This is a genomic window from Acinetobacter sp. GRABPA_MV_2, assembly GCF_056725885.1.
On sequence record NZ_JBWZNA010000023.1, the window covers coordinates 1 to 23,326 of the forward strand.

Sequence of the window (23,326 nt, forward strand, 5' to 3'; positions counted from 1 at the left end):
CTGCTCAAGCTACTCATGGAAAAGTAACCACGCTTGAAATTGATGCCAAGCGTAGTAATGAAGCAAAACGCCATGCAACTGAACTGGCATTAGATGAATTGGTTGATTTTTGGGTGGGAGATGCGGCCGATTACTTAAAAGAAACTCAGGAAACTTTCGATTTTATTTTGTTAGATGCTGAGCGACCTGCTTACGAGAATTATTGGCCAGATTTAAAACGTTTAATGAAGCCAAAAGGTGGCGTACTCATTATTGATAATGTTATTTCTCATGCGGCTGAAGTCAGCTCATTCTTAGCTTTAATTAAAAAAGATGAAAATTTTATGAGCAGTATTTTACCTGTAGGTGCTGGTTTATGTATTGTGGTGGCAAGGTAAGCCATTTAAAAAATGATTTATTCATTCATAAAGGCCTGTTAAAGCAGGCCTTATTTCTTTATGTTATGAAGCATTCACTAAAGATAGGCGAGTAAAGTGTAAGTCGAATTCTAAATATTTATGTACAAAAGCAGCTTTGTCTGTTGATCGTAATAAGTTGTCATAAATAAATTCTGGTACAGGATGATAAAGTTCGCCCGAACCATCGCTATAAAATATTTTTAGATGACGTGAAGTCGCATTGTATTTCCATGAAGTGACTGCCACAGTATTCGCCATAAATTTTTCCCCTTTTATTTCATATTACTTAAGCTCAAAAAACATCGGTTATTTATTCGACATTACTCAAACTTCATGTAATGGGGAAGGGCATAATTGTAAAAGTATCAGTAGAAAATGTGATGTGCTTATTCAAAACAAAAGAACCATCCGATGAAGGATGGTTCTTTGAGTTTTTAAAATCTAATAAGAGATTAGATTTTACCAACTAGGTCGATAGATGGAGCAAGAGTTGCTTCGCCTTCTTTCCATTTAGCTGGGCAAACTTCACCTGGGTGAGCGTGTACGTATTGAGCAGCTTTTACTTTACGAAGAAGTTCAGATGCGTCACGGCCGATACCACCAGCGTTTAGTTCAACGATTTGGATTTTACCTTCTGGATCGATAACGAAAGTACCACGGTCAGCTAAACCTTCAGATTCGATAAGAACGTCGAAGTTTTTAGAAAGAGTCCAAGTTGGGTCACCAACTAATGGGTATTGGATTTTTTTGATTTCTTCAGAAGTGTCGTGCCAAGCTTTGTGAGTGAAGTGTGTATCAGTAGATACAGCATAAATTTCAACACCAAGTTTTTGGAATTCAGCGTAGTTGTCAGCTAAGTCACCAAGTTCAGTTGGACAAACGAAAGTGAAGTCAGCTGGATAGAAGAATACAACAGACCATTTACCTTTAAGGTTAGTTTCGTTAACTTCAACAAATTGGCCGTTGTGGTAAGCAGTTGCTTGGAATGGTTTAACTTCAGTATTAATCAAGCTCATCATTGTCTCCATGATTGAGGTTTATATTTAAACTTGTTTACGAGATGTAGAATAAATAAAAATTCTTTATTGGGGAAATAGTATTTTTACATGACTAAAATCGGAAAATCGAATAAGTGATAAATTTACGATTTTTAAGTCCCCACACACTGTATTCGATTTGACTGCAAAAACATGTAAATCAAATGACAGTTATCGTAAAAGAAACTTGCCTAACAACATGAAGTCTAGTGAATCAAAATTCAAGGGTAAAATTTTAAAAAATTAAAAATATATAAAAAACCAACTGTTTTACCTTATGGTCATTAGAGCGTAAAATAGAGGATTGTTGTATTTTCAGGAAAATTTGTCTGTGCAGAATGATTTAAATATTGATCAGTGGGTGATGGCAAGAGATCGTTACCGTTTAAATCGTTTGTGTAAAGATAAAAAAGCCAATACAGCAGAGATTGAAAAATTATTTGAACAATCTAATGCCAAAGTAAGGCAGCGATTTGAACGTCTCCCTAAAATCAAACTGAATCAGGATTTACCTGTTTCCCAATATGCAGACCGTTTAATTGATGCGATTCAAAAGCATCAGGTGATTATTGTGGCAGGTGAGACGGGTTCAGGTAAAACCACCCAGCTTCCTCAGATTGCAATGCTAGCGGGCCGTGGTTTAACGGGAATGATTGGTCATACCCAGCCACGTCGTTTAGCTGCACGTAGTGTTTCTCAGCGTATTGCAGAAGAAGTCGGCGAAAAGCTTGGCGAATCGATTGGTTTCAAAATCCGTTTTAATGAACAAGGTTCGCAGGACTCTATCGTAAGGTTAATGACCGATGGTATTTTGCTTGCCGAGTTAGGTAATGACCGTTATTTGTCTAAATATGACACGATCATTATTGATGAAGCACATGAACGCTCACTCAATATCGATTTTATTATGGGCTATTTAAAGCAGTTACTGCCAAAACGTCCAGATCTAAAAGTTATTGTGACTTCGGCAACTTTAGATGTAAATCGCTTTAGTAATTACTTTAATGACGCACCTATTTTTGAAGTAGAAGGGCGTAGTTATCCTGTCGAAGTACTTTATCGCCCAATTTCAGAAATGAATATTGGTGGCAGTGATGACGATGAGTTTGATGATTTTGAAGAAAACCTTCCTCGTGCAGTTGTACAGGCCGTAGAAGAATGCTTTGCTGACGCAGAAGCAAAAGGTCATCCAGAACATGCCGATATTTTAATTTTCTCAAGCACAGAACAAGAAATTCGTGAGTTGCAGGAAACCTTACAAAAGTATGGGCCTAGACATACCGAAATTTTACCGTTGTATGCGCGTTTAGCTGTTTCTGAACAACAAAAGATTTTTAGTCCGGGTGGTAAAGGTCGTCGTATTATTATTGCGACGAACGTGGCCGAAACTGCACTTACGGTTCCAAATATTCGCTATGTGATTGATAGCGGTTTTGCTCGTATATCGCGTTATAACTACCGTTCTCGTGTACAACGCTTACCAATTGAAGCAATTTCTCAGGCTGCGGCCAATCAGCGAAAAGGGCGTTGTGGTCGTATTGCTCCGGGTGTGTGTATCCGTTTATATAGCGAAGAAGACTTTTTAAGTCGTCCTGAATTTACCGAACCTGAAATTAAACGAACCAACTTAGCATCTGTTATTTTGCAAATGCAGAGCTTAGGGTTAGGTGAGTTAGAAAACTTCGATTTTATTGAGCCGCCAGATTTCCGCCTAGTCAATGATGGGCGTAAGTTGCTGATTGAGTTAGGCGCACTTAACGAGAAGAAAAATGAGCTGACTAAAGTCGGGCAAATGATGGCACGTATGCCAATTGATCCACGTTTGGCGCGTATGATCGTGGGTGGTGCTCATTTTGGCGTACTCAAAGAAATCTTAATTGTGGTAAGTGCTTTAGCTGTTCAGGACCCGCGTGAGCGTCCGGCAGATAAACAAATGCAAGCTGACCAAAAGCATGCATTATTCAAAGAAGCGGATTCAGATTTTCTGTTTTATCTAAAACTTTGGGAGATTTTAAATCCTAAAGGCGAAGCAGGAATGTCTGAAAATAAACGGCGTCAATTTGCCAAGCAGCATTTCTTAAGCTGGTTGCGTTTACGTGAATGGAAACAGACACATCAGCAATTGGTTGAGTTAGCCGAAGGCTTAAAACTGAGCTTTAATGAAAAACCTGCGAATTATGAAAACTTGCATCGTGCATTGCTGACAGGTTTATTATCCTTCATTGCCAATAAAACTGATGAACGTAATACCTTTATGGCGGTGCGTCAGCAAAAGGCCAAAGTTTTCCCTGCAAGTACGCTGCATAAAACCAATACCTCTTGGGTGATGGCTTTTGAGATGGTCGAAACCTCTCAAGTTTACTTACGTACTTTAGCCAAAATTGACCCTGAATGGATTTTGCTTGCTGCACGCGACTTGTTGAAATATCACTATTTTGAGCCACATTGGTCTAAGAAAGCGGGAATCGTCAATGCGTATGCGCAAATTTCTTTATTTGGTTTAATTATTGAGCCAAAACGGTTAATTAATTTTGAGAAAGTTGACCAACCTGCTGCTCATGAGATTTTCTTACGCGATGCATTAACTACGGGTAACTTGGGTACAGTTCCACCATTTTTAAAACACAACTTACTTAAACTTGAAGAAGTAGAGCGAGTTGAAGATAAATTGCGACGCCGTGATTTGGTGGTGGATGAAGAAACAATTTATCAGTTTTATGCGTCGAAAATTCCTGAGGAAATCGCGAGTCGCCGTAGTTTTGAAGACTGGCGTGCAACGGTAGAAGCAAATAATCCTCGTTATTTATTTATTGACGATGATGCGCTCTGGCTCAATGATCGGCCAACTACGCAGCAATTCCCAGATCATTTACACAATGGGCAGCTGCGTTTAGCAACCACATATCATTTTGACCCGAGCCATGACGAAGATGGTGCCACTGTTCAAATTCCTGTACAGGCGCTGCCTCAAGTTGATGAAAATATCTGGTCATGGGGAATTCCAGGTTGGCGACAAGATTTAATTGAGGCTTTACTCAAAGCTTTACCTAAAGACAAGCGTCGTAATGTGGTGCCAATTCCTGATACAGCTCGTAAGCTCATGCAAGGGGTTGATGCAGTACATTTACGTGAACATATTTTTAGTTATTTAGCTTTTGCCTTGCGTGGTGAGCAAATTACTGAAAAAGATTTCTCGTTTGAACGTATTGATCCATATTTGGTGCCTTTCATTAAAGTAATTGATGAAAAAGGTAAGCTGATTGCGAAAGGTCGTGATTTACCTGAGTTAAAAGCACGTTGCCGCGTAGAAACACATCGTCCAGTTAAACAGCAAAAAGGTGAGTTTAAAAACTTTCCTGAAAACTTTACTTTTGAGGCCTCTCATAAAGTCACGGGCGTTGTAGTAAAGCAATATCAGGCTTTAGTTCCGACCAAGGCTTTTGCTGACCTCGAAGCTAAAGATGAGTCGGGCATTGTTATTCAAACGTTTAACGATCAGGCTGAGGCGATTAAACAGCATCGTGAAGGGATTATTCGTCTAGTCCATATGCAACTTGGTGATTTAGTTCGTCAGTTGAAAAAGCAGATTTCAAAACCGCTCGCGTTAGCTTATTCACCTTTGGGCGATAAAGCTAAGCTTGAGCAGATGTTGGTCTATGCAACGTTGCAGATGGCAATTACGACTTTGCCAATTAATGCAGATGAATTTAATAAGCTGCTAGATCAGGTCAAAAAGCAATTTTTGAGTTATGGTCAGCAAGCACTTGAGCAATTAAGTGATATTTATATTCAGTGGCAGCAAATCCGTCGTCAGATTTTAGTACTTGATCCAGACGTGTTTGGACGCAGTATTGATGATATTGAAGACCAGTTAGATCTCATGTCACTTGGCAATTTTGTTTACTGTCAACCAGTCGATCTTTGGCAGGAATACCCGCGTTATTTAAAAGCACTGCTATTGCGTTTAGATCGATTGCCAAATAATCTACAGCGAGATCATGCTGCAATTGACGATGTCGATCCATGGATGGACAAGGTGTTTAAATTCAAAAACGATCCAAAAATCAAAGAATTGTATTTGATGTTGGAAGAATTTCGCATTTCTTTATTTTCTCAACCGATGAAAACCAAGATGCCTATTTCGCCAACTCGACTGCAAAAGTTATGGGATCGTTTGGGAATCAGTTAAGATAGATCGGGGTCTGTTTATGCTGTTGTTTAGCCTACAACGCAATTTATAAATGAAAGATTAACAGACCCTATTCATTTTTTTAGGAGTTTTACATGGGCATTCGTATCACAGGTACTGGGTTATTTCACCCAACAGAAATCATTTCTAATGAAGAACTGGCCGACAGTTTAAATGCTTATGTGGAACAATATAACCAAGAGAATGCAGAGAAAATTGCAGCAGGTGAGCTAGAAGAGTTACGTGGTTCTAGTGCTGAATTTATTGAAAAAGCGTCTGGTATTAAGCGCCGTTACGTGATTGAGAAATCAGGTATCCTTGATCCAACACGTTTACGTCCTCGTTTGTCTGAACGTTCAAATGATGAACTTTCACTTCAAGCAGAGTGGGGTGTGATTGCTGCTAAACAAGCAATGGAAAATGCAGGCGTAACTGCTGAAGATATCGATGTTGTGATTTTGGCATGTTCAAACATGCAGCGTGCTTATCCAGCTGTAGCGATTGAAATTCAATCGGCACTTGGCATTCAAGGTTATGCCTACGACATGAACGTTGCATGTTCAGCTGCTACTTTTGGTTTGAAACAAGCGGCAGATGCAATTCGCTCGGGTGCTCGTCGTGTTTTATTGGTAAATGTCGAGATTACATCGGGTCATCTAGATTACCGTAACCGTGATTGCCACTTCATTTTTGGTGATGTTGCAACGGCTTCTATTATTGAAGAAACCACTACTAAGACTGGTTTTGAAATTTTAGATATTCATTTATTTACTCAATTTTCAAACAACATTCGCAATAACTTTGGTTTCTTAAACCGTAGCGAAGATGCGGTCGTTGATGACAAGTTATTCCGTCAAGATGGCCGTAAGGTATTTAAAGATGTTTGTCCATTGGTGGCAAAAATCATTAATGCACAGTTAGAAAAAATGCAGTTAACTGCAAACGATATTAAGCGTTTCTGGTTACACCAAGCCAATGCCAATATGAATGAACTAATCTTGAAATATGTGGCTGGTAAAGAGGCAGATTTAAGCCGTGCACCAATTATTCTAGATGAGTTTGCGAATACCTCTTCAGCAGGTGTGATTATTGCTTTACACCGTACAGGCCACGAAGTGGATGATGGCGAATATGGCGTGATTTCATCTTTCGGTGCTGGTTATTCAGTAGGTTCGATTGTTGTTCAAAAGCACGTTGCTTAAGTTACTAGATTAATTAAAAACGCTCGTAAGAGCGTTTTTTTATGGGTCGAAAATAATAAAGCGGACTAAAATCAGCCCGCTTCAATTAAATCAAAAATGATTAAAACTTTTTGGTGTAGTTTACAAACAGGCGATCTTCACCAAAGTCATTGCCATGTTTAACGTTGTAATCAATTCGAATATATTGCAGAGCGACGCCTTTTAAGAATGGCTGCTGAAACGCATAATTTAAAATCACATTCGACTCGGTTTCATGATTCTTTTCGCCATTGGCTGCTTTAAAGTCATGGCCGTAAACATATTTCACCATCGCATTTAGGCCTGGAACATAATCTTTAAAGTCGTAGCCATACATGACATGATAAGACTTTTCATCTTCTTTAAAGAACCCTGTTGCGTTCCAGTTAATGAAATAGGTCTCTGGTAAAAAACCATCCGGTAGAGGGTAAGCCGACTCACCGATAATCTGTTGATAACCCAAACCAAAGGTATGGTTTTTTACTTTGAGCGTTTCTAACACCCCAATGTTTTGCGCATCAATATCAAAAGTATTGCCATCATCTTTTGCATTGAAGTATTTAAACTTAGACGTAAGAGCAAAATTAGGTTGTTTCCAAGTATGTTCAAGCCCAACATAATGCTTGTTATACAGATCTTCTAAATTACCAAAGTAGTATTCGCCCTTGAGTGAGGGGGTGAATTGATAGCGCAGATCTAGGTAATTTAAACCATCAGATTCTTTAGTGATTCCATTTGCCGTGAACGAAAACTTTTTAAAGTCTTCTTCATTTCGTGGAGAGACTTTTTCAACCCGACCAATTTCTGCATAAAGCTGATCTGAAAGTTGCGACTTAAGATTGGTTCCCCAATAAGAGGCAAGTAGTTGTCGGCTGGCATCCACAGCCGTTACTGGTAATTCTAACCAGAGTTCACCGACGCTTAAAAGGGTTTTGTCATACCCTAGCTTTAAAGTAGCGCCGTATTTTAAGAAGTCAGATGCTTGTGATTGAGTTTCTTTATTAAAAGGCAAAACCGTGTCCGCAACATGTTTGTCTGAACTCAAGCGCACGGCGTATTGTACAGAAGCATCTGCACCAATCGTAATAGGCTTGTCTGCAATTTGCAGAGGGGTGTCATGCATTTTCGACTTATAAAATAATGACGCTGCCTGAGACCAACTGCCCGTATCTTTGAGGGCATCATTATCAAAATTACGGTTGATATAGGCGTTTTTTAAAGTGAATTTCCATTCATCTTCAGTTTGCTGATTTGGATTCGCAGCGAATGAATTGCCATACATCAACACTAAGGTCGCGAAAGTTAAAGCACATGGCTTAAAGCGGTGTAATAATTCCATAATCCATTTCCAAAAGATGCGCCAGTCCTCGGCGCATTTATATTTACTGCTGGGTAAGCGTGTTTTGAGGGTTAAAAGTTGATGGCGTTTGTGCAGCAACAGAGGCTTTTAGATTGACCATAAATATTGCAAGTGCAGCAATCACACCCGGAATTGCAATCGCTAAGAAATTCATTTGGTGAGGAAGCTCAAGTGTGAGAAGGGCTCCTGTTAAAACTGGTCCAATAATCGCACCGATACGACCAATGCCAGATGCCCAGCCCATGCCAGTTGAACGAAGTGCGGTTGGATAGAACTGCGCAACAAACGTGTAGAGTAAGATTTGTGAGCCAATTGTGGCAGCACCAGCAATGGCAATCAGGCTATATAAAATAAATTGTGGGCTATTAATACCAAGCAGAATTAAAGCTGCTGATCCCACAATAAACATGATTGTAATAACAGGTTTTAAATGGAATCTGTCCGCTAAAGCACCGCCGCCAATTGCACCGACCATGCCGCCAATATTGAGTGCAAACAGGAATAACATGCTTGCACCTAACGAATAACCAGCTTGAAGCATAAGTTTAGGTAACCAGCTTCCTAATGCATACACCATGAGTAAGCACATAAAGAAAGCAATCCAGAACATAAATGTGCTGAAGGTACGGCCTTGTTGGAAAAGCGCACGGACAGGTGCATCTGTGGTTGTGCTTTCGTTTAACACCAGTTGTGTATTGGCGTTTACCTGCGTTTCTGGCGCAATTTTACAAACAATACTTTTTGCCTGCTCGCTATGGTTTGATTTCACTAAAAAGGTGAGAGATTCAGGTAAAAATTTCCAAATGAGTGGGAGCAATAATAGGGGAATACCTGCAATTAAAAACATGATTTGCCAGCCCATGTCTTTCACGAGCCATGCACCGAGTAGAGCAGATGTCATGCCGCCAATTGCATAGCCACTAAACATAATTGCGACTAATGTACTGCGGATTTTTTTGGGTGCGTATTCGGTCATAAGCGCGACAACGTTTGGCATAACGCCACCAATCCCAAGGCCTGCAATAAAGCGTAAAATAGCAAACTCAGTTGGTCCTTTGGCAAAGGCACCCATAAAGGTAAATCCACTAAATAAGGTGACACAAATCAGGATGGTTTTTTTACGTCCCAGTTTGTCTGAAAGTGTGCCGAAAATCATGGCACCAAACATCATACCGAATAGAGCAGCACTAGCGAGTAAACCAGCTTCTACCGCAGTTAATGACCATTGCTGCATTAACAGAGGAAGAGCAACCCCATAAATAACTAAATCATATCCATCAAAAATAATAATAAGTAAGCACCAGATTAAAACTTTCCAATGAAAAGATGTAAAACTGGCTTTATCAATTAACTCATTAATATTAACCTTGCTCGTATCCATTTTCTTCACCTCCAATTTGTGAAGCATCGCGTTATTTTTTAATAAACTATTTTGTTATTGGATTAGAGTCAAAAACCTAATTGATATATCTTTATGTCTTTAAGGTATTGTGCTTTTATTGGTTTAATTATTTGAAAAATATGTATTTATTTTTGTTGATTTAGTTGGTTTTGTTGTGTCTTTAAAAGGGGTTAAATATTGTATGATGAGAATTTTAAGGATTTTATAGATGTTTTTTTATAGATTTTATTGATGATAATCACAGCTAAAAATATAGCTAATTTTATATTATGAATTGAAGTAAAAATATAAAAACAAAATACTAAAGTCTATTATTTAATTATTTTAGAAATTGATCTTAAAAATGAAATTTAATCTATATTCAATAAAAATCGCCAAATCAGAATTAGCAAATTATTTGCATCCTGATTTGGCGATTGAGGCTTTATTTTAGTGGCGGGCGCTTAGATAAAAAACTTAATTTGTGGCTGAAGTTGAACGTGGGGTGAGAATGAAATGGGCGATTACACCAATACAAATACCCCAAAAGACTGAGCTTAATCCAAGGAAATGCATGCCTGATGCTGTGGCTAAAAAAGTAATAAGTGCAGCATCACGTTGACTGTCATTTTTCATGGCAACAGAAATATTGGTGGCAATCGCTCCAAGCAAAGCTAAACCTGCCAATGCTGCAACCAACTCTTTAGGAAGTAAGCTAAATAGCATGACAATACTGCCAGCAAATAAGCCACCTAAAATATAAAAAATTCCGTTGGCGATTCCTGCGATATATCGTTTTTCTTTCAATTCATGTGCATCTTTGCCCATGCATAAAGCTGCGGTAATTGAGGCAAGCACAATGGTAATACCGCCGACACAGGCAACGGCTAAAGAAGCAATACTGGTGACAGTAATAATGGGTTTGGCCGGGGTGTCGTAACCGCTGAGTTTCATAATCGCCATACCCGGTAAAAACTGGCCGGTTAGGCTGACTAAAATGAGAGGAACGGCGAGGTTAAGTGTTGAGCTCCAAGTCCATTCTGGGCTAATCCACTGCGGGATCGCTAAATTAAAACTCACATCAACCGGATTCATTTTGCCTAAAATGAGGCTTAATAAAACTCCGGCAGCTAACACCCAAATCATGGTATAGCGCGGCATTAAACGTTTGGCAATTAGAAAGACAATAAGCATGCTAAAGACAATAAAAGGCATGCTATCGGATGCGGTAAATAGACCAATACCAAATTGAAAAAGAATACCAGCCATCATGCCCGCAGCGACATCTTGCGGAATCCACTTCAGTAATTTGTCGAAGTAACCTGTAACGCCAATTAAGAATATAACAATGGCAGAAGTAATATAGGCGGCTACTGCTTCATTCAATGAGACATTTGGAAATAGAGTAACTAACAGGGCAGTGCCTGGTGCTGACCATGCGGTTATGATAGGCGTTTTATATTTAATCGAAAGATAAATACCTGAAACGGCGGCACCAATTGAAATTCCCCAAATCCATGACACCATCATATCGGTTGAGACATGGGCACGCTGAGCAGCTTGGAAAAAAATAATCAGTGGGCCTGAGTAAGAAATTAAAACCGCAAGAAAGCCAGCAACTGTTGCTGATATGGACCAGTCATTTTTTAATGTCTTTAACAGGGTTGCCATGTGTGATTGCCTCCATGCAAATCATGTTATTTACCCAATCATGCAAAAAGATCAGGGTTAACCCTGATCTCCACCTCCGACTGAAATAACCGAGCCAGTCATATATGATGCTTCGTCTGATGCAAGAAATAAAATTGCATTGACTTGTTCTTGAATTGTGCCATAACGGGCCATAAATGTTCGATCTATTGTTTGATCAACCACTTGCTGCATCCAGTCTTTTTCATTTTGACTTAACGGGTTGGCATTGCGTGGTACTTTGCGAGGTGGTGCTTCAGTTCCACCGGTCGCAACAGCATTGACTCGAATTCCGTCTTTGGCATGTTCAAAAGCAAGCGATGCCGTTAGAGCATTTACCCCACCTTTAGATGCCGAGTAGGGAATACGATTAATACCACGGGTTGCAATTGAAGAGACATTTACAATAACACCCGATTGTTGCTTAATCATGGCGGGTAAAACGGCACGACAACACCATAACGTTGGAAACAACGAGCGATTCACTTCCTTAATGATCTCTTCTTCGGAAAACTCTTCAAAAGGTTTCATCCAGATCGCGCCACCCACATTATTAATCAGGATATCTACCTGACCATAGTGTTCGATGGCTTTTGCAACTACCGCTTGCGCGCCTGCATAGGTTTCAAGGTCGGCATTAATCGTGACAGCATCACCGCCTGCGCTCTGAATTTCTTTGAGAACTTCTTCAACATATTCAGAGCGGTCAGCCATGATGACTTGGCCGCCTTCAGCTGCAACTTGTAGTGCTACGCCACGGCCAATACCTTGGGCACTACCTGTGACAATCACCACTTTATCGGTAAATCTTTGACGGTTTGACATAGATAACTTCTCCACCTTAAGTTAGTTTGCAGAGAATTTTTCAAACAAGAAATTAGCAGGTTTGATATTTTCAGTTTCTAACCAGCCACGTACAGCCTCTACCATTAGAACTGGACCACATAGATAAACATCGACGTCGCCACCGTTTAACCATTCACTTTCAATATGACCAGTGACATAGCCTTTGCGTTCATGGTTACTCTCAGGGCTTGCAACTACAGTTCGATATTCAAACCATGGGAATTTCGCCTGCAATTCATTGAGTTTTTCTAGAGCCACCAAATCAAAATCATTGGTGACACCAAAGACTAAACGAACAGGCTGTTCTGAACCTTTTTCTTCAAGCACTTGTAACATCGACATAAATGGGGCAATACCAGTACCGCCTGCAAGCATTAGCACTGGACGCGCTACATTACGTAAGTAGAAGCTACCGAATGGACCTGTAAATGTCATTTTGTCGCCGGCTTTGGCATTCTTGTTTAAGAATTCACTCATTTTGCCGTTCGGTACATTACGGACTACAAAACCCGTTAAACGGTTGCCTGGTTTTGAGCTAAATGAATATGAACGGGTTTCGCCAGTTTCTGGAATCGCAACGTTGACGTATTGACCTGCAAGGAAATGAATATCTGGTTGACCTTCATCAAGTTGAATGTCAAAAGTGATGGTTGAGTCTGATAAGTTTTCAACGCGGGCTAAGGTACCTTGGAAGCTATGAATTTCTGTTTTACAGACATCTGATGAGGCTTGAATTTGGAATACCGCATCGGAAGTTGGGCGACATTGGCAAGCAAGAATATAGCCTTGCTCAGCTTCTTCAGGGGTTAATGCATCTTCAATATAGGTTTCTTCTGGCATGTCATAACTACCGGATTCGCAAAATGCGCGGCAAGTTCCACATGCACCATCACGGCAATCCAAAGGAATATTAATTTTTTGGCGATAGGCTGCGTCAGATAGGGTTTCACCTTGAGCTACGTTAATGAAACGTGTAACACCATCTTCAAATTGAAGTGCAACATTGTGGTTTGACATGGCATGTATCCTACAAAATATTTGAATCTTTTACCCTCAGCCAACAGTCCGTTTAACTGAGGGGGTATGTCTTAAAGGTGGTAAATATCAATGACTTGATTGATGTAGTCATTTTTCAAAACGACATACTTGCTCAAGATTTTTGGTTGATCACCTGAAAAATCGATCACATAACGTGACATACCGAAATAGCTGTAATTTGTCTTGTAACGGAAACTCAAGGTATTCCAGTTAAAGCGCACAGTAACTTTGTCGCCGTCGCGATCGAGAACTTCAACGTTGGCAATATTGTGGCTTGTGCGTGTGTCCGGCATGGTTGCAGATGAGCGCTCGGTTTTAATGCGGAACACGCGATCTTCTAAACCTTGACGGTCTGGATAATAAATAAGTGAAATTTCAGATTGAGGATCTTCAGTTAATCTATCGTCATCATCCCAAGCTGGCATCCAGAATGAAGCTTCTGGTGCATAGCATTCAAGCCAGTCATCCCATTGTTCATCATCTAAAAAGCGAGCTTCACGATAGAGAAACTGAGCAATATTTTCTAAAGTTGCTTTGTCTTGAGCACTCATGCTGTTTCTCCCTGATCAGCAATTTCTTTCTCTGATGCAATCGCGTGTTTCATGGTTTGTAACCAATATTGATGTTGGGCCAGATACAGGCCTTCATCCTCAGTTTTAATCCCGCTTAACATGGGTTTTAAACCGATTTCGTTCGCTGCATCGTCTGGTCCATAAATCCAATGTTTTGAACCACGACACATGTCATTCCATTCAAGAGCAATACCTGCGTAGCCTGCCTGACAAGCACGGAATTCTTCTAAATCGTCTGGTGTTGCCATACCTGAAGCATTGAAGAAATCTTCATATTGACGTATACGACGTGCACGAGCTTCAGGCGCTTCGCCTTTAGGCGCGATACAATAAATGGTGACCTCGGTTCTATTAACCGAAAGTGGGCGAAGTACACGAATTTGCGAACCAAACTGATCCATCAAATAAACATTTGGATAGAGACAAAGATTACGTGAACGCTCAATCATCCATTTCGACATGGCTTCGCCGTATTTTTCGGTGTATTCGTCTGCTTTCGGGAAGTTTGGACGGTCTTCTGGGTTTGCCCATTGTGTCCAAAGCAACATGTGGCCATTTTCAAAGCCATACGAGCCACCGCCTTGTTTACCCCAAGAACCTGCACTCATCGCACGGATGTTATCGGCAGCTTGAGTTTCTTTACGGTGTTGGGTCGTTGCTGCGTAGTTCCAGTGAACAGCAGAAACGTGGTAACCGTCGGCACCATTTTCAGCAGTGAGTTTCCAATTGCCTTCATAAGTATACGTAGATGAACCACGTAAAACTTCCAAACCATGTTCAGACTGGTCAACAATCATGTCGATGATTTTGGTGGTTTCACCCAAGAACTCTTCAAGTGAAGGAACATCGGGATTTAAGCTACCAAATAAGAAACCTTTGTAGCTCTCAAAACGAGCCACTTTTTTAAGGTCATGTGAGCCTTCTTGGTTAAAGCAGTCAGAATAGCCTGCTTCACTTGGATCTTTAACCTTAAGCAATTTACCTGAGTTATTAAAGGTCCAGCCGTGGAAAGGGCAAGTATACGTTGCTTTATTACCACGTTTGTAACGGCAAAGTTGTGCTCCGCGGTGTGAACACGCATTGATCATGGCATTGAGTTCGCCGTTACGGTTACGTGCAATAATGACAGGCTGACGACCAATATGAGTAGTGTAGTAGTCATTATTGTTTGGAATTTGGCTTTCGTGTGCTAAGTAAACCCAATTGCCTTCGAAGATATATTTCATTTCGAGGTCAAAAAGAGCTTCGTCAGTAAACACTGAGCGATGAAGTTTAAATTCACCTGTATCGATGTTATCGACAAGTAATTCATCAATACGGTCAAGATGGCTAGTATTGATTACAGGAATACGTGGCATGTCCGTTCTCCGACTTTCCAAAAGTGTGGAAGTCACCAAGGCCTTAGCTACGATCTACAAGGTCTTGATATCCTAATATTTTCAATGAAGCGCATGAGTGCGCTGAGTGTTTAACCGTGAATTGATGAAGATGAATAACTGGAAGATTGGCAAAAGGCTTGTTCATAAAGCAATTCATCACTTCATCGGTTTGTTGCTTGTATATACCTTAAAAGAATGGTTAAACTGTGTCTAAGACTGAATTTGCATTTTTTTATATCTTAAAGGTATGGAAACCTTATGGAACTAAGACATTTACGGTATTTTGTTGCGGTTGTTGAAGAGCAGAGCTTTACAAAGGCTGCCGAAAAACTATTTATTGCTCAACCACCTTTGAGTAGACAGATTCAAAATCTGGAAAGCGAGCTTGGCATTCAACTGTTTGAGCGTGGAAGCCGCCCTTTACAAACCACACAAGCAGGGCATTTCTTTTATCAGCACGCCGTTAAACTTTTGTCGAATGCTGAAGAAATAAAAAGTATGACCAAGCGTATTGGTCTCATCGAAAGAAGTATGACCATTGGTTTTGTTGGGTCTTTACTCTATGGTTTGCTGCCTCGAATTATTTATTTATTTCGCCAACAGCAACCCCATCTGAATATTCAGCTCATGGAATTAAGCACAACCGAACAGCTACAGGCATTAAAAGAAGGACGTATTGATGTTGGATTTGGACGTTTAAGAATTAGTGATCCTGCTGTGAGACGAATTCTTTTACGTAAAGAGCGTTTGGTAGTGGCAGCACATACCAGCCATCCAATTGCACAGCGCACGGAAGGGGTATATCTGGCCGATCTCATTGATGAAAAGATGTTTATGTATCCCACTTCACCGAAACCCAATTTTTCGACCCAGCTTTTGAATATTTTTGCCGAACATAGTTTGGTTCCAAAAAATATGCATGAAATACGAGAGATTCAGTTGGCTTTGGGCTTAGTGGCAGCGGGAGAAGGGATTTGCATTATTCCAGCAAGTGCCGATACCATTCGATTTCCACACCTAAACTATATTCCAATTTTAGATAACGGCGCGGTCAGCCCAATTTTTATTACTGCACGGGCAATGGACCGAAGTGAAGATTTACAGTCACTGTTTGATTGTATTTATCAGGTTTATGACTTAGAAGGGATACCTTATCAACGGACGGTTTTTACACTAGATCAGAACCCGATAGATGATTCAAATGGTGTCGATTTTTAAATAATGGAAGTGCATAGCCTCAAAGGATGAAGCTATGCAGTTTTATATCTTATTGCACTTTCGCTGGGAAACCATCTTCTTCAAGTGCTTCGGTAATTTTATCGATGCTTTCACTGCTTTCAACAGTCACGATTTTGGTTGCTAAATCTACATCTACTTTTGCATTTGGGTCGATATCTTGAATCGTCGCAGTCACTCCACGGGCGCAGCCACCACAAGTCATATTTTCAATAAGTAGTTTCATGTTCATACTCCATCAAGAATGAGATGTTTGTTTGGATAACACTGAGTCTAAACCTTGTCATGATTGTAAGGTCAAGACCAATTTTTTAAAAAAATATGCTTGACCTTCCCATGATGGGAATCTGTATGCTCACTACAGAATATTAAATTTTGCAGATTTGCAGAGGTGTTTGATGGACTCAAAAAACACAAAATTGCCAGCATATAGTGAAACACTTCCAATTGAAGGCATGACTTGTGCCTCATGTGTAGGTCGTGTCGAAAAAGCACTTAAGAAAGTTGAAAATGTAGAAATTGCCAACGTTAATTTGGCAACAGAAAAAGCGGTTGTTTATTCAAATCAACCGATTCAGCGCGAAGCACTGGTTAAAGCAGTTGAACGAGCAGGATATGATGTTCCAAAAGCCGCACCAATAGAGTTGTCCATTGAGGGCATGACTTGTGCATCTTGTGTTGCACGTGTAGAAAAAGCCCTTAAAAAAGTAGACGGTGTTCAAGAAGCGACTGTCAACTTAGCAACAGAGCAGGCTTGGGTGCAGGCAGATTCCTCAGTCAATGTTGAAGACTTAATTCGTGCTGTTAAAAAAGCAGGTTACGACGCGAAAGCATCTGAAAAAAATCAAGATGAGCAGCTCGACAAAAAAGCGTCAGAGTTAGATCAGCTTAAAAAAGATTTGATCATTTCGATTGTGTTGGCCTTACCTGTGTTTATTTTGGAAATGGGTTCACATCTCATTCCAGCTTTTCACATGTGGGTCATGCACACCATTGGTCAATACAATAGCTGGCTTTTACAGTTTGCTTTGACCACATTAGTCCTCATTTTTCCTGGTCGCCGTTTTTATCAAAAAGGAATTCCGGCCTTATGGCGTTTGGCACCAGATATGAACTCGCTGGTGGCTGTTGGAACTTTGGCAGCCTACAGTTTCTCAGTCGTAGCAACCTTTATGCCGCATGTGTTACCACAAGGTACGGTCAATGTTTACTTTGAAGCAGCGGCTGTAATTGTTAGTTTAATTTTACTTGGGCGATATTTTGAAGCCAAAGCTAAAGGACGTACTTCACAAGCGATTCAACATTTAGTTGGAATGCAGCCAAAAACTGCTCGTATTCAGCGTGACGGTCAAGTGGTGGAAGTTGCTGTTGCCGACGTGGTTAGTGGAACTATTGTAGAAATTCGTCCGGGTGAACGTGTACCTGTCGATGGTGAAGTGATTGAAGGGCATAGCTACATTGATGAATCTATGATTACGGGTGAACCTGTTCCTGTTGAAAAAATAGTAGGGCATCAGGTGGTCGGTGGTACAGTCAACCAGAACGGTACTCTAAACATTCGGGCAACCGCAGTGGGTAGCTCATCTGTACTTTCACAAATTATTCGCATGGTTGAACAAGCTCAAGGTTCTAAACTTCCGATTCAGGGTTTAGTCGATAAAGTCACCATGTGGTTTGTACCTGTAGTGATGTTAATTGCTGCAATTACTTTCTTGGTTTGGTTTATTTTTGGGCCAGAGCCTGCGCTGACTTTTGGTTTAGTGAATGCTGTTGCGGTACTAATTATTGCTTGTCCTTGTGCGATGGGGCTTGCAACGCCAACTTCTATTATGGTCGGTACTGGACGTGGTGCTGAGTTAGGTGTCTTGTTCCGTAAAGGTGAAGCTTTGCAGCTTTTGCAAGAAGCGAAGGTCGTTGCCGTTGATAAAACGGGCACACTGACCGAGGGTAAACCGACACTGACAGACTTTAATGTGCAATCAGGTTTTGAACGTGAACAAGTGCTAACTTTAGTTGCTTCAGTCGAAGCCAAGTCTGAACACCCAATTGCCCTCGCGATTGTTCAAGCAGCAGAAAGCGAAGGCTTAAACTTATTACCCGTAACAGCATTTAACTCGATTACCGGTTCAGGTATTGAGGCTGAAGTATCAGGTCAAAAAGTACAAATTGGCGCAGATCGTTATATGCATCAACTTGGTTTAGACACCAACTCATTCCAAGCGATTGCTGCTCAATTAGGTGAAGAAGGCAAAACACCGCTGTATGTCGCCATCGATCAAAAGCTTGCTGCAATTATTGCCGTGACAGACCCAATTAAAGAAACAACCTATGCTGCGATTGAGGCCTTGCATCAATTAGGTCTCAAGGTTGCCATGATTACAGGAGACAACCGTCATACGGCGCAAGCGATTGCTAAAAAGCTGAATATTGATGAAGTTGTGGCAGAGGTTTTAACCGAAGGCAAAGTTGATACAGTTCGCCAACTACAAAAACAATATGGTCGTTTGGCTTTCGTAGGCGATGGTATTAATGATGCACCAGCCTTGGCGCAAGCAGATGTTGGCTTAGCCATTGGTACAGGAACAGATGTTGCCATTGAAGCTGCCGATGTTGTATTGATGTCAGGTAGTTTAAAAGGCGTACCGAACGCAATTGCATTAAGTAAAGCAACCATGCGAAACATACGTCAAAACCTGTTCTGGGCATTTGTGTATAACGTTGCTCTAATTCCAATTGCAGCAGGTGCACTTTATCCAGCATTTGGTGTGTTACTTTCACCGATGTTTGCAGCAGGCGCGATGGCACTTTCTTCTGTCTTTGTTTTAGGCAATGCATTACGCTTAAAACGTTTTCATGCGCCAGTAGAGTAAGCGTGCTGCAAATCAACTTTTGGTTTAAGATCATGACAGCAGGTCTTAAACCAAATTTAGTATTTGAGGTGTGAGATGAATATCGGTCAGGCATCCAAACATTCGGGCATTTCGGCGAAAATGATTCGCTACTATGAAGAAATCGGTTTACTTGAAGCAGCTCAGCGTTCTGCTTCTGGCTATCGCATTTATTCAGAAACAGACCTGAAAACTTTAAACTTTTTAAAGCATGCTCGAGAGTTAGGTTTTTCATCCGAACAGATGAAAGAACTCATTTCGCTTTGGAAAAATACCGATCGGCATAGTGCAGAGGTGAAAGCCTTAACTGTAAAACACATTGCCGAATTAAAACAAAAAATTGCCCATCTCCAAGAAATGGTCAATATTTTGCAGGCTTCTGCTGATGATTGCTGTGGCGACCAACAGGCTTCTTGTGCCATCTTAGATCACATTGAAAAAGGTGTGGGTGTAAGCTAAGTTTCATTAAAATAAAAAGGAAAAATCATGGCTTATACTGCTTCTTGTCTTTGTAATGGCGTTCAACTGTGCATTAATGTCGAATTAGAACCCATCATGGTTTGTCATTGTAAGCAATGCCAAAAAGCACAAGGGGCTGCTTTTGCTGCCATCACTCAAGTACAAAAAAGTGATTTAAACATTGTGCAGGGTGAAAATCTTTTACAGGCTTATTTTGCATCGCCTAATAAAAAGAGAGTGTTCTGTAAAACTTGTGGTTCACCGATCTGGAGTGAACGTCTAGATAAGCCAGAAGTGGTACGCCTAAGGGTAGGACTTATTAATGAAGAAATATCGACGCCAGTCATCTCTCATGCTTTTGTCAATTCACAAGTGAAGTGGTATCCAATTTGTGATACCGCTCGCCAATATCCAAATGGGATAGAAAACCCTTAAATATTAAGGTTAGATCGTATTTTATTCATTTGTAAAAAAACGTGAACAAGACTAGTCATGAATAAATAATGTGCTATAACTGTACCTAAGGTAATCGTAATATCTCCTCGATCCACAGGGAAACTTGGGACAGGGCAAAAGATACGATAAGACCTTACATATAGCTAGCAAAGAGCAAACTAAGAGATGGATAGACACAAATCTTAACTTGCTCACCGTTGCAGAAAAGCCCGTGAAACGGGCTTTTTTAATGTCTTTTAAAAAGCTATTTCTCATTTAAAAATATCTTATATTTTTAAACTATTTATGAAAAAGTAATGTAAAAATCATAAAAAAATTGAAATATACAGACTATTCTGTATTGATTTTTATTTTAATTAACGGTACATTTAGTTAACGGTTTAAAGTTCAAGTTTAATAATGAACTCATGGTCGTTGTGGGAGATCTAAGAGCCTGCATTTTCCCCAAGATGCGGGTTTTTTTTATGCCTATAAAAAAGTATTCCTTAAATAATAAATATATAATTCGTTGTTATTTAAAATATTTTAATCAGCCTACGATCTAAAGACGCGTAGGCTTTACATCTGGAAAATTATTTAAGCACGATAGGCAAGACAAGCTTGAGCACAGGCTAAACATGCTTTCGCACAGATCTGACAATGTTCATGCTCATGTTTGCTACATTCCGCTGCACAAAGTTGACATGCATTTGCGCAAAGTTGCATGGCTGATTCTGCTAGTTCAGAGTTTCTTAGTTCTAAAGACGTACAAAGTTGGCAGGTTTCTACACATGTCATGCAATGCTTAATACATTCACGCATCATATGAACATGTTCTTCTTGTAAACATGCAGCTGCACAAGTTTTACAAGCAATCATACATTCAATACATGCTTGAATTGAGGTAGAGGCATTACAAAATAAAGAAGAGTTGGTTTCTCGTTGAATTTCCATAAAAGTTCTCCTGTCGAAGACTATTATTAAAAAATGGAATATCGTTATATTTCCTATTTTAGAAGATCATTTTTAAGGCATGGCTGTTTGAGATGAAAGGTCTACAAATCGCTAATACATAATTAACCTCGTAGTAGAATGTTACATCCAGTTTTTAGTTAAAACGCTCATAATTGTTCATGTTAAGAGGGGATTTAAATTTAAGGATTGTGTTAAATTTAATTGCATATAATACTTTTGGCTAATTTCTTATTGTGTGAAAATTGGGCAGATTATCAGTGTGAACTTTAAGGGCACACGAAATGGAAAACGTTAATCAATATGCTCACGGAGCTGAGCATGAAGTCCACATACATTGCAAACGATCATTAAGTACTTTAATACTGAGTATGCTTGTATTAATTACAACAGGTCGTTAAAAGAAAAAGCACCTAAGGGTGCTTTTTCTATATGAGTTTAAAGTAAATACCTTCACTTAAGAGTTAATAAAGCCACGCCGTTTTTTGTAGGCTTTACGGTCATAAGAAGGGATGTTTGATTGCTGGAGATCAATCGCGAGTTGTTTCTTGCGTTGAAACTGAACTTCACTTAGAAGAGCAGCATAAATTTTGGGACGATCAGTTTTAAACTTTTCTACATCCAACGGAATCGTATCTTCATTTTTGACAATGTATAGCACAGAACCATTGCCATTCATTTCATAAACCGTCCAACCAACTCGTACAATGTAGAGTCCAGTTTTCTGATTCTTGCCTAAAAAAGATTTAAAACCATCTGGATGAGGGCGAACATAAGCATTCATCATGCATCCTCCATCATCTGATTTATTTGATGAAAGCGACAATCAAAGAATTGATGGGGAATGGGACATCATATTCAGTAAAATCACGACTTCTAGTTGTTTATATATTGATCAATTTTTAAATTTCAAGTCAGAAAAAAGCGTTTATTAAATAAGCTGAATAAGAACTAAATATTAAAAATAACGGCTTATTTTCTGTAAAAAAAACTTAATTTAGTTGTTTAGCAAGCAGAAAAAAATTGTACTTATTCTATATTTGTGTGATCGATTTTGCATATTTAAAATTATTGAAATAGTAAGTGAATTTGTAGTCAGGTGGAGTTAATTATTTGTTTTAAAATTAAAAAAATAAAATTCAATATTTCTTGTTACAACCATTATGTCGACAATAGATATTCCTTTTTGACATATTTCGCCTAGCATAACTAAAGAGTTCGTTGCCTATGGTGTCATTTATGTTTATTGGACTTGTGGTCACCATTTTGTTGACTCCAGGCCCAACAAATACATTGTTAGCCTCGGCTGGAATACAAGCAGGGGTGAAGCAGTCTCTTAAACTTATTCCTGCTGAAGTGATGGGTTATCTTATTGCAATTACTTCATGGGGTGTTTTGCTTGAGTCAGTTTCACATTTTATTCCTTGGCTTCCTGCCTTATTAAAGTTAATAAGTGCAACTTTTATTCTCTACCTTGCATTTAAACTTTGGATAACATCAACAAATGACATCAAATTAGACGCCCCACTGATTACACCTAAGGCTTTATTTGTTGCAACACTTTTAAATCCTAAAGCTTTACTCTTTGCTTCTGCTATTTTTCCACATGCAGCATGGGAAGTGCTTCACGTTTATTTTGTGCATATTGCTATTTTTTTATCATTAATTACACCCATTGCATTTTTATGGATTGCTTTTGGAACCGTATTAATTTCAAACAAAGTAACTTGGTTAAACCAACGTAATTTACAACGTACGGCTGCATTTATTTTAACTTTTTTTGCGATGCCAATCGGCTATTCTGCGATTAGCTCATTTTAAACTTAACCCATTATTTATATTAAAAAATTTATTTTTCAGGAGATTTTTATGAAAAGATTAAAAGTAATTATCAAGGACCAGTTTGATAAAGAATCAATTGCTTTGGCAAAAGTTAGACCCATGAATGACCATGCGCTTGAGCTTCATAAAAGCGTTGAACATATTGAAATTAATGACGATATTATTTTACCCAATATGGATTTGCTCTATGAAAACCCTAAAGACGGCAAAATTTATCAGTTAATTGGTCCATTCAGTGAGGAATAACTCTTAAATTAAATTTAACAATAACCATGAGTAGAGTTTGTGTTTGGTAGGGTCTTAATAGAACTCGTTTTATTTAAGAAGTGGTGAAAATTAAGCCAAACTAACGTATAGACACAATTAAAATATTGAACATCTAAAA

At 39.5% G+C, this 23,326-nt stretch carries 21 protein-coding genes and 1 pseudogene; 10 read left to right on the forward strand and 12 right to left on the reverse strand.

Going from position 1 to position 23,326, the window contains the following annotated elements; all coding sequences use genetic code 11:
- Positions 1-377 (forward strand): O-methyltransferase (locus ACXM0J_RS16250; protein ID WP_479750656.1); only part of this gene is annotated, 377 nt, incomplete at its 5' end.
- Positions 378-440: 63 nt separating this feature from the next.
- On the opposite strand, the gene ACXM0J_RS16255 is transcribed toward ACXM0J_RS16250, so the two are convergent.
- Both ACXM0J_RS16255 and ahpC read right to left on the reverse strand, forming a co-directional pair.
- Positions 441-656: a KTSC domain-containing protein gene (locus ACXM0J_RS16255; protein ID WP_005070287.1), complete on the reverse strand. Its 216-nt coding sequence runs from the start codon at positions 654-656 to the stop codon at positions 441-443.
- A gap of 194 nt (positions 657-850) precedes the next feature.
- Positions 851-1,414 (reverse strand): alkyl hydroperoxide reductase subunit C, encoded by a 564-nt coding sequence (gene ahpC / locus ACXM0J_RS16260; protein WP_003652649.1) that lies wholly within the window; start codon positions 1,412-1,414, stop codon positions 851-853.
- 352 nt (positions 1,415-1,766) lie between these two features.
- Between ahpC and hrpA the strand changes: the two genes are divergently transcribed.
- Together hrpA and ACXM0J_RS16270 are read left to right on the forward strand one after the other, a co-directional pair.
- On the forward strand, positions 1,767-5,624 hold the full coding sequence (gene hrpA, locus ACXM0J_RS16265) for an ATP-dependent RNA helicase HrpA (RefSeq protein WP_086266300.1): 3,858 nt from the start codon (positions 1,767-1,769) through the stop codon (positions 5,622-5,624).
- Between the two features lie 95 nt (positions 5,625-5,719).
- Complete coding sequence (locus tag ACXM0J_RS16270) at positions 5,720-6,826, forward strand: beta-ketoacyl-ACP synthase III (protein WP_031947810.1); 1,107 nt, start codon at positions 5,720-5,722, stop codon at positions 6,824-6,826.
- 100 nt (positions 6,827-6,926) lie between these two features.
- Here the strand turns inward: ACXM0J_RS16270 and ACXM0J_RS16275 are convergent, their stop codons facing one another.
- From ACXM0J_RS16275 to benA, 7 genes and pseudogenes are all read right to left on the reverse strand, one after another.
- Complete coding sequence (locus ACXM0J_RS16275) at positions 6,927-8,183, reverse strand: OprD family outer membrane porin (RefSeq protein ID WP_086266301.1); 1,257 nt, start codon at positions 8,181-8,183, stop codon at positions 6,927-6,929.
- A 43-nt stretch (positions 8,184-8,226) separates the two neighbouring features.
- A complete protein-coding gene (locus ACXM0J_RS16280) occupies positions 8,227-9,585 on the reverse strand; it encodes an aromatic acid/H+ symport family MFS transporter (RefSeq protein ID WP_086266302.1) in 1,359 nt (452 codons plus the stop codon).
- A gap of 477 nt (positions 9,586-10,062) precedes the next feature.
- Positions 10,063-11,256, reverse strand: coding sequence for a benzoate/H(+) symporter BenE (gene benE, locus ACXM0J_RS16285; protein ID WP_086266303.1), 1,194 nt, complete (start codon positions 11,254-11,256; stop codon positions 10,063-10,065).
- Between the two features lie 57 nt (positions 11,257-11,313).
- Positions 11,314-12,099 carry a 1,6-dihydroxycyclohexa-2,4-diene-1-carboxylate dehydrogenase gene (locus tag ACXM0J_RS16290; protein WP_086266304.1) on the reverse strand — a complete coding sequence of 262 codons (786 nt, stop codon included), beginning with the start codon at positions 12,097-12,099 and terminating at the stop codon, positions 11,314-11,316.
- A 21-nt stretch (positions 12,100-12,120) separates the two neighbouring features.
- The gene (benC, locus tag ACXM0J_RS16295) at positions 12,121-13,137 is read right to left on the reverse strand and encodes a benzoate 1,2-dioxygenase electron transfer component BenC (RefSeq protein ID WP_086266305.1); all 1,017 of its coding nucleotides are present in this window, start codon (positions 13,135-13,137) and stop codon (positions 12,121-12,123) included.
- A gap of 52 nt (positions 13,138-13,189) precedes the next feature.
- Positions 13,190-13,709 (reverse strand): annotated as a pseudogene (benB, locus tag ACXM0J_RS16300) (benzoate 1,2-dioxygenase small subunit).
- Positions 13,706-15,088, reverse strand: coding sequence for a benzoate 1,2-dioxygenase large subunit (gene benA / locus ACXM0J_RS16305; RefSeq protein WP_086266306.1), 1,383 nt, complete (start codon positions 15,086-15,088; stop codon positions 13,706-13,708). Before benA ends, benB begins: the two are co-directional and overlap by 4 nt.
- Before the next feature lie 106 nt (positions 15,089-15,194).
- Here benA and ACXM0J_RS16310 point away from each other — a divergent pair, with 106 nt between their 5' ends.
- Together ACXM0J_RS16310 and ACXM0J_RS16315 are read left to right on the forward strand one after the other, a co-directional pair.
- Entirely contained in the window at positions 15,195-15,323 is a 129-nt protein-coding gene (locus ACXM0J_RS16310) for a hypothetical protein (protein WP_002011251.1), read from the forward strand.
- Between the two features lie 44 nt (positions 15,324-15,367).
- Complete coding sequence (locus ACXM0J_RS16315; RefSeq protein ID WP_039757490.1) at positions 15,368-16,327, forward strand: LysR family transcriptional regulator; 960 nt, start codon at positions 15,368-15,370, stop codon at positions 16,325-16,327.
- 49 nt (positions 16,328-16,376) lie between these two features.
- Here ACXM0J_RS16315 and ACXM0J_RS16320 read toward each other — a convergent pair whose 3' ends face one another.
- Positions 16,377-16,577: a heavy-metal-associated domain-containing protein gene (locus ACXM0J_RS16320; protein ID WP_086223908.1), complete on the reverse strand. Its 201-nt coding sequence runs from the start codon at positions 16,575-16,577 to the stop codon at positions 16,377-16,379.
- A gap of 166 nt (positions 16,578-16,743) precedes the next feature.
- On the opposite strand from ACXM0J_RS16320, the gene ACXM0J_RS16325 reads away from it, so the two are divergent.
- From ACXM0J_RS16325 to ACXM0J_RS16335, 3 genes are all read left to right on the forward strand, one after another.
- A complete protein-coding gene (locus ACXM0J_RS16325) occupies positions 16,744-19,215 on the forward strand; it encodes a heavy metal translocating P-type ATPase (RefSeq protein WP_086266307.1) in 2,472 nt (823 codons plus the stop codon).
- A 75-nt stretch (positions 19,216-19,290) separates the two neighbouring features.
- On the forward strand, positions 19,291-19,692 hold the full coding sequence (gene cueR, locus ACXM0J_RS16330) for a Cu(I)-responsive transcriptional regulator (protein ID WP_001020650.1): 402 nt from the start codon (positions 19,291-19,293) through the stop codon (positions 19,690-19,692).
- 27 nt (positions 19,693-19,719) lie between these two features.
- Positions 19,720-20,127 carry a GFA family protein gene (locus ACXM0J_RS16335; protein ID WP_086266308.1) on the forward strand — a complete coding sequence of 136 codons (408 nt, stop codon included), beginning with the start codon at positions 19,720-19,722 and terminating at the stop codon, positions 20,125-20,127.
- A 597-nt stretch (positions 20,128-20,724) separates the two neighbouring features.
- On the opposite strand, the gene ACXM0J_RS16340 is transcribed toward ACXM0J_RS16335, so the two are convergent.
- A complete protein-coding gene (locus tag ACXM0J_RS16340; protein WP_086266309.1) occupies positions 20,725-21,081 on the reverse strand; it encodes a four-helix bundle copper-binding protein in 357 nt (118 codons plus the stop codon).
- Between the two features lie 475 nt (positions 21,082-21,556).
- Positions 21,557-21,886, reverse strand: coding sequence for a hypothetical protein (locus ACXM0J_RS16345; protein ID WP_086266310.1), 330 nt, complete (start codon positions 21,884-21,886; stop codon positions 21,557-21,559).
- A gap of 440 nt (positions 21,887-22,326) precedes the next feature.
- On the opposite strand from ACXM0J_RS16345, the gene ACXM0J_RS16350 reads away from it, so the two are divergent.
- Positions 22,327-22,920, forward strand: coding sequence for a LysE family translocator (locus ACXM0J_RS16350; protein ID WP_213034479.1), 594 nt, complete (start codon positions 22,327-22,329; stop codon positions 22,918-22,920).
- 48 nt (positions 22,921-22,968) lie between these two features.
- Positions 22,969-23,187 carry a hypothetical protein gene (locus tag ACXM0J_RS16355; protein WP_004709788.1) on the forward strand — a complete coding sequence of 73 codons (219 nt, stop codon included), beginning with the start codon at positions 22,969-22,971 and terminating at the stop codon, positions 23,185-23,187.
- The last annotated feature ends 139 nt before the right edge of the window (positions 23,188-23,326 follow it).

Excerpts from the sequence above, each read along its gene's own strand:
- ACXM0J_RS16255 (WP_005070287.1), bottom strand. The coding sequence starts at position 656 with ATGGCGAATACTGTGGCAGTCACTTCATGGAAATACAATGCGACTTCA.
- ahpC (WP_003652649.1), bottom strand. The coding sequence starts at position 1,414 with ATGAGCTTGATTAATACTGAAGTTAAACCATTCCAAGCAACTGCTTAC.
- ACXM0J_RS16270 (WP_031947810.1), top strand. The coding sequence starts at position 5,720 with ATGGGCATTCGTATCACAGGTACTGGGTTATTTCACCCAACAGAAATC.
- ACXM0J_RS16275 (WP_086266301.1), bottom strand. The coding sequence starts at position 8,183 with ATGGAATTATTACACCGCTTTAAGCCATGTGCTTTAACTTTCGCGACC.
- ACXM0J_RS16280 (WP_086266302.1), bottom strand. The coding sequence starts at position 9,585 with ATGGATACGAGCAAGGTTAATATTAATGAGTTAATTGATAAAGCCAGT.
- benE (WP_086266303.1), bottom strand. The coding sequence starts at position 11,256 with ATGGCAACCCTGTTAAAGACATTAAAAAATGACTGGTCCATATCAGCA.
- ACXM0J_RS16290 (WP_086266304.1), bottom strand. The coding sequence starts at position 12,099 with ATGTCAAACCGTCAAAGATTTACCGATAAAGTGGTGATTGTCACAGGT.
- benC (WP_086266305.1), bottom strand. The coding sequence starts at position 13,137 with ATGTCAAACCACAATGTTGCACTTCAATTTGAAGATGGTGTTACACGT.
- benA (WP_086266306.1), bottom strand. The coding sequence starts at position 15,088 with ATGCCACGTATTCCTGTAATCAATACTAGCCATCTTGACCGTATTGAT.
- ACXM0J_RS16315 (WP_039757490.1), top strand. The coding sequence starts at position 15,368 with ATGGAACTAAGACATTTACGGTATTTTGTTGCGGTTGTTGAAGAGCAG.
- ACXM0J_RS16320 (WP_086223908.1), bottom strand. The coding sequence starts at position 16,577 with ATGAACATGAAACTACTTATTGAAAATATGACTTGTGGTGGCTGCGCC.
- ACXM0J_RS16325 (WP_086266307.1), top strand. The coding sequence starts at position 16,744 with ATGGACTCAAAAAACACAAAATTGCCAGCATATAGTGAAACACTTCCA.
- cueR (WP_001020650.1), top strand. The coding sequence starts at position 19,291 with ATGAATATCGGTCAGGCATCCAAACATTCGGGCATTTCGGCGAAAATG.
- ACXM0J_RS16335 (WP_086266308.1), top strand. The coding sequence starts at position 19,720 with ATGGCTTATACTGCTTCTTGTCTTTGTAATGGCGTTCAACTGTGCATT.
- ACXM0J_RS16340 (WP_086266309.1), bottom strand. The coding sequence starts at position 21,081 with ATGGAAATTCAACGAGAAACCAACTCTTCTTTATTTTGTAATGCCTCT.
- ACXM0J_RS16345 (WP_086266310.1), bottom strand. The coding sequence starts at position 21,886 with ATGATGAATGCTTATGTTCGCCCTCATCCAGATGGTTTTAAATCTTTT.
- ACXM0J_RS16350 (WP_213034479.1), top strand. The coding sequence starts at position 22,327 with ATGGTGTCATTTATGTTTATTGGACTTGTGGTCACCATTTTGTTGACT.
- ACXM0J_RS16355 (WP_004709788.1), top strand. The coding sequence starts at position 22,969 with ATGAAAAGATTAAAAGTAATTATCAAGGACCAGTTTGATAAAGAATCA.